Origin of the sequence: Vibrio sp. 10N.261.55.C5, from assembly GCF_041470505.1 — a bacterium.
Lineage (GTDB): Bacteria > Pseudomonadota > Gammaproteobacteria > Enterobacterales > Vibrionaceae > Vibrio > Vibrio crassostreae_C.
Genome location: NZ_JBFRMS010000012.1, coordinates 34,892 through 47,822 on the forward strand (window position 1 = coordinate 34,892; position 12,931 = coordinate 47,822).

10 protein-coding genes and 2 pseudogenes are annotated in these 12,931 nt (G+C 44.3%); 10 read left to right on the forward strand and 2 right to left on the reverse strand.

The features are described 5' to 3' along the window. The first annotated feature begins 158 nt into the window (after positions 1-158). The 7 genes and pseudogenes from AB4263_RS04840 (at position 159) to AB4263_RS04870 (ending at position 5,388) form a co-directional block, all read left to right on the forward strand. Positions 159-848, forward strand: coding sequence for a DUF2786 domain-containing protein (locus AB4263_RS04840; protein WP_017059769.1), 690 nt, complete (start codon positions 159-161; stop codon positions 846-848). Between the two features lie 99 nt (positions 849-947). After that, positions 948-1,616 (forward strand): OmpA family protein, encoded by a 669-nt coding sequence (locus tag AB4263_RS04845; protein WP_372097891.1) that lies wholly within the window; start codon positions 948-950, stop codon positions 1,614-1,616. A gap of 157 nt (positions 1,617-1,773) precedes the next feature. Next, positions 1,774-2,341, forward strand: a pseudogene (locus AB4263_RS04850) (tetratricopeptide repeat protein); the annotation flags it as partial. A gap of 80 nt (positions 2,342-2,421) precedes the next feature. Beyond that, positions 2,422-2,859, forward strand: a pseudogene (locus tag AB4263_RS04855) (hypothetical protein); the annotation flags it as partial. 165 nt (positions 2,860-3,024) lie between these two features. Then, entirely contained in the window at positions 3,025-3,213 is a 189-nt protein-coding gene (locus AB4263_RS04860; protein WP_372097743.1) for a hypothetical protein, read from the forward strand. A 336-nt stretch (positions 3,214-3,549) separates the two neighbouring features. After that, on the forward strand, positions 3,550-3,957 hold the full coding sequence (locus tag AB4263_RS04865) for a SulA-like leucine-rich domain-containing protein (RefSeq protein ID WP_017055178.1): 408 nt from the start codon (positions 3,550-3,552) through the stop codon (positions 3,955-3,957). Between the two features lie 327 nt (positions 3,958-4,284). Then, a complete protein-coding gene (locus AB4263_RS04870; protein WP_372097745.1) occupies positions 4,285-5,388 on the forward strand; it encodes a phosphoribosylaminoimidazolesuccinocarboxamide synthase in 1,104 nt (367 codons plus the stop codon). Positions 5,389-5,531: 143 nt separating this feature from the next. Here AB4263_RS04870 and AB4263_RS04875 read toward each other — a convergent pair whose 3' ends face one another. Both AB4263_RS04875 and AB4263_RS04880 read right to left on the reverse strand, forming a co-directional pair. Continuing rightward, entirely contained in the window at positions 5,532-5,909 is a 378-nt protein-coding gene (locus AB4263_RS04875; RefSeq protein ID WP_017059766.1) for a hypothetical protein, read from the reverse strand. A 203-nt stretch (positions 5,910-6,112) separates the two neighbouring features. Further along, positions 6,113-8,491: a helicase-related protein gene (locus AB4263_RS04880; protein ID WP_372097747.1), complete on the reverse strand. Its 2,379-nt coding sequence runs from the start codon at positions 8,489-8,491 to the stop codon at positions 6,113-6,115. Between the two features lie 183 nt (positions 8,492-8,674). Here AB4263_RS04880 and AB4263_RS04885 point away from each other — a divergent pair, with 183 nt between their 5' ends. The 3 genes from AB4263_RS04885 to AB4263_RS04895 all read left to right on the forward strand — a co-directional run bounded on the left by AB4263_RS04885 (position 8,675) and on the right by AB4263_RS04895 (position 12,903). After that, positions 8,675-10,363: an NAD-dependent malic enzyme gene (locus AB4263_RS04885; protein WP_017059764.1), complete on the forward strand. Its 1,689-nt coding sequence runs from the start codon at positions 8,675-8,677 to the stop codon at positions 10,361-10,363. Positions 10,364-10,535: 172 nt separating this feature from the next. Further along, the gene (locus AB4263_RS04890; RefSeq protein ID WP_372097749.1) at positions 10,536-11,336 is read left to right on the forward strand and encodes a vancomycin high temperature exclusion protein; all 801 of its coding nucleotides are present in this window, start codon (positions 10,536-10,538) and stop codon (positions 11,334-11,336) included. Between the two features lie 196 nt (positions 11,337-11,532). Continuing rightward, positions 11,533-12,903 carry a DASS family sodium-coupled anion symporter gene (locus tag AB4263_RS04895; RefSeq protein ID WP_017059762.1) on the forward strand — a complete coding sequence of 457 codons (1,371 nt, stop codon included), beginning with the start codon at positions 11,533-11,535 and terminating at the stop codon, positions 12,901-12,903. Positions 12,904-12,931 lie beyond the last annotated feature (28 nt).

The following is a 12,931-nucleotide window of genomic DNA, read 5'->3' on the forward strand; positions in this document are numbered from 1 at the left end:
ACGCTTGATGGCGTTTTTGTTTTTACCGCCAACTGGGCTCATGCAGTTCAATGTTCACCGCCTTCCTTGTTCATCAAACCAGTTTTGCCTTTCTGTTACCCGCGAAAACATGTAAAATGTTGGACTTTTAAAAATTTGCGGTACTGATTAAATTGTCGATGGATAAGAAAAAAGCCCTAAAGAAAATTGCCAAGTGTCTTGAGCTTGGAAATTCTGCGAACGTCAATGAAGCTGCCAATGCGATAAAAATGGCGCATAACTTGATGCTGAAATATGGTCTCGAAAAAGACGATATTGAATTTATCAAGATGGGGAAAACTCAGTCCAGTCACCTGTTACCTGCAAATATCAGTTCTACACTGCTGCGTGTTATTCGCGGTATCAACACCAAATTTGGCGTAGAAGCCGTATTGCTGAATCATAAAGGCCTCAAGCGTGTTGAGTTCATTGGTGAAGCCGACCGCGCGATCTTCGCAGCGTTCGCTTTCGATATCATTTATCGTGAACTGAATGAACACACCGGCCAATTCAGAAATAGCTTTGCTGGCTCTGGCACAGGGTCCTTAGAAGTGACACGCCGCGTGAACTCGTTTGTTTCAGGCTGGGTTGAAGGTGCGCTTGAAAAGCTACCAACCATTACTCCCGACGACGAATCAAACAACAAGATCAATAACTACATTGATAAAGAATTCAAAAATATCGACCGTGAAACGTTCAAGCAGCAACTGAGAGAAGCGATGAAAAACCTCACCGCCGATTATGAAGTTGGTTTGAAGAAAGGTCGTAAATTGTCTGTTAATCGACCAGTTGGCGGTACCCAGGCAGCTAAAAAGATAACTAAATCATAGAGCCACTTTACATTGCTTCGACGTATTGATAAAAACCATCAATAAGATTTACAGGACTATGTTTGTCACTCGGATTCATTCGTTTGACAGAAGTACATGATGGAGAAATACGTTAAAAAAATCACACTAGCCCTAGCGCTTACTATCGCTTTAACGGGTTGTCAGGCAACTCAACGCCAAAACGCGACAACTGGCGAATCTGAGACTAACTCTGCAACTCAAGGCGCTCTAATTGGTGCACTCGCTGGTGCCGTTGCTGGTGCTGCAACTGGTGACTCTAAAGACCGTGGTAAACGTGCACTTATTGGTGCTGCCGGTGGCGCCGCTGTTGGTGGTGGTATTGGTTACTACTTTGACCGACAAGAAGCTGCCCTTCGTGAAGAGCTAATGAATTCAGGCGTTCAAGTTGAACGTGTCGGTGAGAACCAACTTCTACTTCGCCTAGAAAACGGCATCGGTTTTGATTCTGGCTCTTACGCTTTGGAATCAAACATTCACAATACCCTTCGCGGCGTTGCTCGCATCCTAGTTGAATACCCAGACACTAGCCTAGTGATTGAAGGTCACACTGACAGCGAATCGACGAACCAAATCCTTTCTGAGCGTCGAGCTGAATCTGTTCGTGCATTCTTGATCTCTCAAGACGTTACTGCAGGTCGTGCTATTGCTCGTGGTAACGGTGAGCGCTACCCTCTATGTGACAATAACACCTCTCAAGGTCGTGCTTGTAACCGTCGCGTAGAAATTCAAATCTTGCCGCTTAAGTAGCACGATTAAAGCCCAGTCCATCTTTATCTATTGAATTAACCTCTATATAGTTGTTTATCAGTTATGTTACTCATTTAACGTGATAATAATAATCAACGACCATAAAGCGTATTCATACTGACATATCGATTCTGGGCTTTTTTACGAGACTTATCTTTTGCTGATCCTATCCAACATTCTGTCATCATCATTTCTTAGAACACTATTTCTAGCCCTCATCTTTTCCACGATTCAACTGTCCACCACACATTTCGTGCACGCAGCAAGCAGTGATGAATTTTCACTAGAATCACAACCTCAAGATCCAGTTTCTCAATACCAATTGGCTCAAGCTTATGAATCGGGTGTCGACGTTCCTGTTAGCACCAGTGATGCATTGTATTGGTACACGCAGTCAGCAGAAAACGGCAACCCAAACGCGCAATTTAGACTGGGTGAATGGTACTTGGCAGGTACAGGTGTTGAACAAAGTAACAAGCTTGCTTTGGAATGGTTTATTAAAGCGGCGTTGCAAGGTAACCAGCGCGCACCTATCGAGGTAGCAAAACTCTACGAATCCTCGCTAGAACAAGACCTCTTTCAACCATTAGATAAAGCGCAGCTATGGTATGAAGCAGCCTTAAAAGATAATCCACAAGCAGAAGAGGGCTACAACCGCATTTTGGAAGCACAATTCAACCAGCAACGTGCAAAACAGATCTCTTCAATAGAACAGCTCGATGACAGCATCGACTCTGAAATAGACACCAGTCAGGGGGTATCTAAGCACGTTCAATCTAACCAAGCATCACGCTCTAACCTCTCCAGTTCTAACCTAACTAGCTCTGACTATATGATTGGTGCTGCGTTGGCCGTGTTGATTTCAATCATCAGCATTATTGCGACGCTCGTTATCTCAAGAAAAAGACAAGCTCTAAAGTCGGGTGATTCGCGACAGCAACAACAATCACTTGAAGCGCAGCTTAGCTCGAAGGACCTTACGATTAAGCAGCAAAAACGCCAGCTGAACACTATGTTCCACGAATTGAAGAAGCAGAAAAACAGCAACGGTCTGAGTAATTTGCAGGTGGCCTGCGCGCTATTTGGCTACACACCTAGCTCAATCCCCGACCAGAAAAGCATCAAGATCCGATACAAACAGCTATCAAAGATCTACCATCCAGATGGTCACGGATGTGACGAAGAAATGAAACGTTTGAACAATGCGCTAAAAACCATTTTACAAAATGTTACAAAATCGTAAACAAACACACATCTTCATTTTCCTAGATCTCAAAGATATCGATTTTATTGGTGTTGCAATCGATCCCCCTCTCAAAAACGGGTAACAAACTATTAACTAATGGGTCTTACTTGTGTCATAATTTGCGTCGAAAATACACCTGACTTAAACAGGTGAGGAGAGAATATGTTCACAATAGAAGGCGTTTGTGATTGGTGCAAAAAGCCAAGCCTAGTTAAAAAGCACGACTACCTAGATGGTAAGTGTCATCATGCATGTAACGAGTGCAATGATATTGCAACCATTGATGTTCGCCAGTTCAATATTGGTGAAATGGAAATGAAAGCAAAACTCTCCCAAGCGACATTGAGATAAGCAACACCGTGAAATATAAGAAAGCGCCTAAGGCGCTTTTTTTGTGCCTGTGGTTTTAGATCTTCTTTCTTCTTTGTTCTCTCTTCTATACAGGTATATACAGTACTTTTCTGCAAAAACCAGTGTATACACCTGTATAAAGCTCACATTTATTCAACTTATGATACAAAACAGCAGATTCATTCAAATTTAATTTATCGAATACTTTCAATGATTTAATCATTTACCATCCATAACCTCAGACGAAATCGTCCAATAATCCCGCAAAAAACGCTTGATCTTATAAGCAACTAAAACTACTGTATACACATACAGCATGTATATAAGGACAGCAAAATGATTCAAGCACACGTTAAAGCACAACACTCTAGCCCGCTAGTTCACTGCGCATTTACATCAGTTTCTCGTAAAAGCAAAAATTCAAACGAGGAAGCGTTGTTTGCAAGAATGGCGTTGCTGTCCAATCAACATCAGTGGTTACTGTTTACGGCTCAAACACCAAGACCATCGGCTAAGCAGCTTAAGCAACATAATGTTTGCTGCGACCGCGTTATTCATATGAAAGCCTCTCATCAAATGACTGAGGTAGAGACTGTCGAGAAAGCAATCCGCTCTAAGAATGCGAGCGCGATTGTTGCAAGTGCATCGATTGATCAGTTCAGCCAACAGTACCTAAGAACATTAGGGTTACGCTTTCAATGTGAAGTCTTCTTTATGGATGCAAATTCAGAGCGTATTCACTAAGCCACCTTGCTTAATAACATGTTGGCTTAATAACATTTTGGCTCAAAAACATGGTCCACAAACATAGCTTAATCTTTTAGCTAACAAACTTAATTTAACTTAAGAAACAATTCGCCAAAACACAGTCCAAACATACTGCCTTCCCCTGCCCTACAATTCGCCCATTTTTTAGCGGATTGTTAGGCGGGGGTTTTTATTTAAACAACAGATTTAGCAATCGTTTGCTTTTTCTCTGGAAGCAAATAGTAGATTGGGTATAATGCCCGTCTAATCATGTGCACACCGCACTTCTCTGTATGACGTTTGATAAAAGATAGGAATGTCTAAATGAGCCTTGCTGATCAAGTTCTTGCCGTAAATGATGACCTACCAATCCGTACTGATAAACCTGTCCACAGTGGCAAGGTTCGTTCGGTCTACTGGTTAACTGAAGAAGATAGCCAACGACTAATTAAAGAGAAAGGCTACGATGTAGCACCAGATGCGCCTCTAGCTATCATGGTGATCAGTGACCGTATCTCTGCATTTGATTGTATCTGGCGTGGTGAAGGGAATCTTAAAGGTGTTCCAGGTAAGGGAGCGGCTCTGAATGCTATCTCTAACCACTGGTTCAAATTGTTTAAAGACAACGGACTTGCTGACAGTCATATTCTTGATATCCCTCACCCGTTCGTATGGATTGTACAAAAAGCTCGCCCAGTCATGATCGAAGCGATTTGTCGTCAATACATCACTGGTTCAATGTGGCGTGCATACGCAAACGGCGAACGTGAATTCTGTGGTATCGAGATGCCTGAAGGCCTTGAGAAAGACAAGAAGTTGCCTGAGCTACTGATCACGCCTTCAACAAAAGGGATTCTGAAAGGTATTCCTGGCGTTCCAGAAGCTGACGATGTGAACATCACACGCAACAACATCGAAGATAACTTCGCAGCATTCAACTTTACTCAAGCAAGCGACATCGCGCATTACGAAAAACTTCTTAAAGAAGGCTTCAACGTAATCAGCCAAGCGCTAGCAAAAGTAGACCAAATCTTTGTTGATACCAAATTTGAGTTTGGCTACGTCAACGATGCTCAAGGCAAAGAAAAGCTTATCTACATGGACGAAGTCGGTACTCCAGATTCATCTCGCATTTGGGATACTCAGGAATATAACAACGGCAACATCGTTGAGAATTCAAAAGAAGGCTTCCGTCAGTTCTTGCTTAACAACTTCCCTGATGCCGACATTCTTTTGAATAAAGAGCGTATGCCAGAACGTGAAGCATTGGCTCGTGACAATGAACTTCCACTGGATTCTCTAATGTCTCTGTCTCGCACTTACCTTGATATCGCAGCGAAAATCACAGGTGCGGAGATCGTACTGAGCGAAAATCCGAAGCAAGAGATCATCGATGTACTACGCGCTGACTATGGTCTAATCGACTAGTCGCTTAATCTCAAAATAAAAAGCTCGAAAGCTAATAAGCTCGTAGACTCAAGTTTTAGATACTAAAAGGGCCTCAATATTTGAGGCCCTTTTTACGTGTACGTTTTTACTATTCCTCGAGAGAGATTATAGGCGAGCTGAAGTTACAGCTTAATCGTGAACTCTTCTCCAGAATTACCCGCAATCACTAAATGACTGCGCGATTCAATATACTCGATCTGCTCTTCTTCAAGTGAATATGGCATCACCACTTTGAGCTCATTGATCCCTTCCAGCTTAGCGAGCTTGAGTAAGGTAACAATGTTCGACTCATCACTTTTACGCGTCGACATTGATTTCAATGCCATCTGCCATAAACGATCCTCTGGGGTGCCCAACTCTTTAATACTATCTCGCCAGACGGTACTGAACACTGGCGCAATTGTGGTGAGTGCTTCCAGAAAAGTCCATTTTTTACTGCATGAGGCGCCAAGAAATGTTGTGTAATCGAACTCTACACGCGTCTCTTCCTGTTTATCCATGATGTCCCCCGACACTTTGGCAACACAATATACTCAATATCTATCAACTCTTTCTTTATAGCAATAGGATATAGAAGAATAGTCTTTTATGACCTTTTGATTGGTTAAAAAGGAATATAAAAATCAAACTTGTAACAAAATAAGCACTGAAAAATCATATATGCATCTATTTGATTAATATTTTAGAGATAAAACTTATCCATCTATTTGATATCAATTATTCGACTCGCTTTTTTGAACTGAATACGCCAACCAGACCATGTCGGTAGCTCCCAACGTTTTGGCGACAACTTTCGGCTACCCGACTGATAATGGACGTAAATCAGCTTTCTTGCGGGCAAGTATTCAACATCGAGTTGCAAGTCGGCAAGGCTCAATGCAAACGGGTATTTTTCCGAAAATTCTGAGTAGAGCCAAGTTGGAATGCCATCGAACGGTATGTCTGCATGATCGAACATTTCCAATTCGCTGACATCAGTAACACCTAGTACTTCAAGCTGCTCTATAAACCATAGCTCAAAGTTAATGTTCTCAATTTCTGGTGTGTATTTAGTTTGTTCATCGAGACCAAGTTTCACATACAACTGCCAGTGTTTGATTTCTTGAGTGCGAGCCTTTGCAAAACCGGGAAGCTGCTCTCCATTTAACACAAGGTCGACGATAGGTTTTAACGATAGTTGCCCTTCAGCGGCGACGAGTTTGGTTGTAATCGTGCGGCCTGCGTACACCAATGCCATCTCGGTAAAAACACCATCATCATTCACAACGGTTTCGCCTTGCTCCCACTCTCCTAGTTCAGCATCAATGAGAAGCTCAAGAGGAATGGGTGTCGTGACCGTCGCTAAGGTCAGTGTTTGCTTAACGCCTCTTCCCGGCAAGCTGTGAGTATCCAACACCAACATCGCTTGTGCATTATCAGGGAAACGGTTCTGACGACCGAGCACCACTTCTAAAACACCATTGGCAAAGGCTTCTTTCCTTTTCAGTCGGCGCACAAACACCAGTTCAGGATGCAGATTCACAATGGTCTTGAGCAATTCAATGCGTTGTAAACGTGACGCGACTTCTAGCTGAGGAAGTTCAAATACCTCCCGCATTTGCTTCGCCAATCCTTGAGCTTCATTCAGAGCCTGTTGGTCGATGTCTAAATGCGGATATTCTCGACCGCGCACAATCTGAATCAACAGGCTTAAAGCACACCCTTCCTTCTCTTGTTGCGCGAGCGCTTCAAGATGTTCTGCATTGTTTGGTAACTGATACAAGCGAGCAGGAACGGACAGCGCCGCAGTGAGATCAACCATCGCCTCTTTTAATGCTTTGGTTTTGATTCGAGTAACGATATCGGCATACAAAGCATCAATCGGCAACGGATACAGCTTTTTACCATGCTCGGTAACTTGATGGTCGGCGTTAATCGCTTCCATCGTCAGCAAGGTTTGAGTTGCACTGTTGAGTGATTTCTCTGGAATAGGGTCAAGGAAGGACAAGCTCTCAAGCGGAGATCCACAACATGCTGCGGCCAACATAGGTTCAGTCAGCTCTTCACGCTGCAATTCAGGCGGTGTGACTAACTCTAACGCCGCATGTTCACCATATAGACGCACGCAAACGCCATCCATTACCCTACCCGCGCGGCCAGCTCGCTGTTTGGCACTCGCTCGTGATATGGATTTAAGCATCAGTGTGGTTCTGCCATTACGCTGAACGGTGCGTCTCTCTAATCCTGAATCTATCACCACGCCAATGTCAGGAATGGTTAATGAGGTTTCTGCAACGTTGGTCGCAAGGATGACCTTTCTCAAACCATTACCTTCAGTATTGATATTACGACCCGATAACGCTGAATCTCGCTCTTTATCACTGACCGACGCATGCAATTTAACAACTTGGATATCTGGATTTTTCGCTAAGGCTTGTTCGCATTGCACGATCTCTTTTTTACCCGGCAGAAAAACCAACATATCGCCGGAAGACGCAATTAATTGATGATTCACTTCTTCCGCGATGCGCTGCTCTAGATGTCGGATATCAGGCAGAGTTCTGGATTCATTCGCTCTGTGTTCAATCTCAACTTGATAAGTTCGGCCTTCACAACTGATTCGATTCGCATCCAAATAATAAGCAAGGCGTTCACCCTCAATGGTTGCTGAAGTGATCACCAAACGATGACTCGCTTTTTGTTTCAGAATCGCCACCAGCAGATCAATGTCCCAGCGCCTCTCGTGAAACTCATCCACCACGATCACATCAAAACTAGCTAATCCATCTTCTGATAACCAACGCAGCGCGATACCGGGCGTCACAAAAACAACGTTAGTTTGCTCGTTGTATTCCGACTCAAGCTTAATCGCATAGCCCACTTTGCTACCCAACTTCTCGCCTGATCGCTGCGCGAGATATTTAGCCAGTGATGTACACGCGATGCGTCTTGGCTCCACCACTAACACTCGTCCATGTTGAGAGGCCCAAAGTGGCAGGCGCGTTGATTTACCTGATCCGGTTTCCGCCTCTACGACAAGGTGAGAATTAGCGATTTGTTCGTGGAATACGTTTTGATAAGCATCGATGGGAAGTAATGACATAAAATGGCGAGTAGCGAAAAAGTGTGAGCAAAGTATAACGAATTATCGTGTTGAAATTCGATAAGTGTGGGACAGAGGTAAGAATATCATTTTGTTTGCTCAGATCGCGGAGAAACTATTTACAATTGAATAACTAAACCGTTATCATTTTTTAGTTACCCTTTCTCCCATATTAGGCATCCAATGAACAACGATAAACGCCCTCTATATATCCCTTATGCTGGTCCTGCTCTACTAAGTACACCTCTTCTAAACAAAGGCAGCGCATTCTCTGCTGAAGAGCGCAGTTCTTTCAACCTTGAAGGTTTGTTACCGGAAACAACCGAAACAATCCAAGAGCAAGTAGGACGTGCATACAAACAATATTGTAACTTCGAAAGTGATATGGATAAGCATATCTACCTTCGTAACATCCAAGACACTAATGAAACGCTTTTTTATCGTTTAGTTCAAAACCACATCTCTGAAATGATGCCTATCATTTATACGCCAACAGTTGGCGCAGCATGTGAGAACTTCTCAAATATTTACCGTCGTGGCCGTGGTCTGTTTATCTCATACCCGAACCGCGATCGTATCGATGACCTACTGAATAATGCGACAAACCACAACGTTAAAGTTATCGTGGTTACGGATGGTGAGCGTATTCTTGGTTTGGGAGACCAAGGCATCGGTGGTATGGGTATTCCAATTGGTAAGCTAGCACTTTATACAGCTTGTGGCGGTATCAGCCCAGCTTACATGCTACCAATCGTGCTCGATGTGGGTACTAACAACCCTCAACGTCTTGCTGACCCAATGTACATGGGCTGGCGTCATCCTCGTATTACGGGTGCTGACTACGATGCATTCGTTGAAGAGTTCATCCAAGCGGTTCAACGCCGTTGGCCTGATGCATTAGTTCAGTTCGAAGATTTCGCACAAAAGAACGCAATGCCACTGCTTGAGCGCTACAAAGATCGCATCTGTTGTTTCAACGATGATATCCAAGGCACAGCAGCCGTAACGGTTGGTTCTCTACTTGCAGCATGTAAAGCAGCAAACAGCAAACTTTCAGATCAACGCATCACCTTCTTAGGTGCGGGTTCTGCAGGTTGTGGTATTGCTGAAGCTATCATTGCCCAAATGGTGTCTGAAGGTATCAGCGATGCACAAGCTCGCTCTCAAGTTTACATGGTTGACCGTTGGGGTCTGCTACAAGAAGGCATGCAAAACCTGCTTGATTTCCAACAGCGTCTGGTTCAAACCAACGAAAACACCAAAGACTGGGAAAGCGATGGCACTGGTTTCTCTCTACTAGACGTAGTTCGCCACGCGAAACCAACCGTATTGGTTGGTGTGTCTGGTGCTCCAGGTCTATTCAGCAAAGAAGTCATCAAAGAGATGAACCTACACAGTGAACGCCCTATCGTGTTCCCACTGTCGAACCCAACAAGCCGTGTTGAAGCGACGCCAAACGACATTATTCGTTGGACTGATGGCCAAGCACTTGTTGCGACAGGTAGCCCATTTGAGCCAGTCGTTCACAACGGCACAACTTACCCAATCGCTCAATGTAACAACAGCTACATCTTCCCAGGTATTGGCCTTGGTGTATTGGCTGTGAATGCTTCACGCATCACTGACGAAATGCTAATGGAATCAAGCCGTGCACTTGCTACGTGTTCTCCACTAGCAATCAATGGCACAGGTGCTCTACTTCCACCATTGGAAGAGATCCACACGGTATCTAAGAAAATTGCTCTTGCGGTAGGTAAAAAGGCGATTGAACAGGGCGTTGCTCTAGAGATCACTGAAGAAGCACTGCAACAAGCGATTGACCAGCACTTCTGGCAGCCAGTTTACCGTCGCTACAAGCGCACGGCATTCTAATAAAGCGTACTGCGCTTGGAATAAAGAGCGTTAACGACTCTTATATGAGCCTCTGCAATTGCAGGGGCTTTTTTCTTTAAACTGTCTTGTCTTTTTAACTGATTTTTCTCATTTTTATTTGGTATTATCGAGCACTCAAAAATTAATGCTCAGTGAAAGGACCATACCGAGAGTGAAATTTGATTCTCACATTATCCGTAGCTACATAAAAAAAGCTTACAAAAAACTGCAAGGTTTTCTGTTTGGCGCTTTACTCGTGTTCTTAGTAGGCAGCGCTGCGGTTATTGCGATCGATTATTGGGTTTCATGGCAAGCGGAAGATCGCATCATCTACGATATAGATGAAGTGCCCGAGCTTGAGGTCGCCGTTGTGCTTGGCACGAGCAAATATTTGGGTCGAACACTCAACGACTATTATAAGCACCGAATCGAAGCCGCGATTGAGCTGTTCGATCGTGAAAAAGTGGACCAATTTCTACTGAGCGGCGATAACGCTCATCGCTCTTACAATGAGCCGTGGACGATGAAACGCGACTTGTTAAAAGCGGGCGTCCCCGAGGAACGCATCAATCTAGATTACGCGGGTTTCAGAACCTTAGACTCGATTGTTCGCGCCAAAAAGATATTCGATACCGATAACTTTCTGATCATCACTCAAAAATTCCACTGTGAAAGAGCGTTATTCATCGCCAATTCTTACGATATTCACGCGCAGTGTTTAGCGGTTTCAGGACCAACCCATCACTCGGGAAGCTCAATACGTTTGCGTGAAGTGTTTGCGCGCACCAAAGCATTCCTTGATCTGTATATTATGGGGACAACGCCAAAGTTCCTTGGACCTAAAGAGCCCATTCAATCGAGTCCAAAACCGGAATCATTTCCGATTCCAAACCCTATGACTGACCCCTCTGTAAACCCTGTTGTAGATCCTACAACAAACCCTATTGCAGACCCAGCAGAGACAGATGTGTAGAAAACTACACATTTTGAATTTGTTGCCTCACATTTCCCCACTGTTACACAAAAACACACCAACACGCCTTTATTAACTTAAGTAACATTCTCCCAACAAAGTCTGACCCTACATCAAGCTATATACCTCGAAAATAATAAGCACGACTCAATGAAGTCGTGCACCAATAAAACGAGGATAACAAAAGGAGCGTCTTATGACGGCACTTGTTACTACACTGAAACACTGGTTGTTCACCCGCAACAGCATGATATTAATTGGTAATTTCACGCTATTCGCACTCTTGCTCAACACCCTTCCTTTCGAATCACAAGTCAATACTGGTTTGAGTATTCTCGTGTTCGTTGCGGTTCTATGGTTAACCGAAGCTATTCATGTCAGCATCACCGCTCTGCTCGTTCCACTCTTGGCTGTCTTGTTTGGTGTGTTCAATACGCCCGCAGCGCTGGCTAACTTTTCAAACCCGATCATCTTCTTATTCATGGGTGGCTTCGCATTAGCAGCTGCACTGAACAAGCAAGAGCTAGATAAAGCGATAGCTGACAAAGTGCTGCTGATAGCAAAAGGCAGAATGTCGGTGGCGGTGTTCATGCTATTCGGTGTGAGTGCAGGCTTGTCGATGTGGATTTCGAACACAGCAACGACTGCAATGATGCTTCCCCTTGTTCTTGGCATCATGAACAAGGTTGACCAAAGTGAAGACCGCAACACCTACGTGTTCGTACTACTGGGTATTGCTTACTGTGCTTCAATCGGTGGTATCGCAACCTTGGTTGGTAGCCCACCAAACGCAATTGCGGCGGCAGAAGTTGGCTTGAGCTTCACAGAGTGGATGGCACTTGGCCTACCAATCTCAATGATCTTACTGCCAATCGCGATGATTATTCTTTACGTGATGACTAAGCCGAAGCTTGACCACAAATTCGAGCTAGACCATGCCCCAGTTGAATGGACAAACAGCAAGAAAATCACACTGTCTATCTTCCTTCTAACCGTAACGCTTTGGATATTCGGTAAACCAATCAACGCAATGATTGGCGGATTCTCTAAATTTGATAGCTTGGTAGCGATTGGCGCAATTGTACTGCTTGGCGCTTCTAGAGCGGTGGAATGGAAAGACGTCGAGAAGACAACGGACTGGGGTGTTCTTATCCTGTTCGGTGGCGGTATCTGTTTAAGTAACATTCTGAAAGCGACAGGAACCAGCGTATTCCTAGCACACTCACTAAGCGGATTTTTAGAAACAGCTGGCGTACTGCTTACGATTCTAGCCGTGGTAGCGTTCGTGGTATTCCTAACGGAATTTGCGAGTAACACAGCGAGTGCAGCACTTCTGGTGCCAGTATTCGCAACCATCGCTGAAGCACTTGGTATGTCTCCGGTTATCTTGTCTGCACTGATTGCGGTTGCAGCATCTTGTGCCTTCATGCTACCAGTAGCGACACCACCTAACGCAATCGTGTTTGGCTCGGGTCACATCAAGCAGAAAGAGATGATGCGAATCGGTATGGTGTTGAACCTAGTTTGTATCCTAGTTCTGACTCTGTTCGCTTGGATCTTCTGGTAAACACTAACGTCCTATAAGCGCATGCTTA

Coding starts and splice junctions, on each gene's coding strand:
- AB4263_RS04845 (WP_372097891.1), top strand. CDS start 948: ATGGAGAAATACGTTAAAAAAATCACACTAGCCCTAGCGCTTACTATC.
- AB4263_RS04875 (WP_017059766.1), bottom strand. CDS start 5,909: ATGGATAAACAGGAAGAGACGCGTGTAGAGTTCGATTACACAACATTT.
- AB4263_RS04895 (WP_017059762.1), top strand. CDS start 11,533: ATGACGGCACTTGTTACTACACTGAAACACTGGTTGTTCACCCGCAAC.
- AB4263_RS04865 (WP_017055178.1), top strand. CDS start 3,550: ATGATTCAAGCACACGTTAAAGCACAACACTCTAGCCCGCTAGTTCAC.
- AB4263_RS04880 (WP_372097747.1), bottom strand. CDS start 8,491: ATGTCATTACTTCCCATCGATGCTTATCAAAACGTATTCCACGAACAA.
- AB4263_RS04885 (WP_017059764.1), top strand. CDS start 8,675: ATGAACAACGATAAACGCCCTCTATATATCCCTTATGCTGGTCCTGCT.
- AB4263_RS04840 (WP_017059769.1), top strand. CDS start 159: ATGGATAAGAAAAAAGCCCTAAAGAAAATTGCCAAGTGTCTTGAGCTT.
- AB4263_RS04860 (WP_372097743.1), top strand. CDS start 3,025: ATGTTCACAATAGAAGGCGTTTGTGATTGGTGCAAAAAGCCAAGCCTA.
- AB4263_RS04870 (WP_372097745.1), top strand. CDS start 4,285: ATGAGCCTTGCTGATCAAGTTCTTGCCGTAAATGATGACCTACCAATC.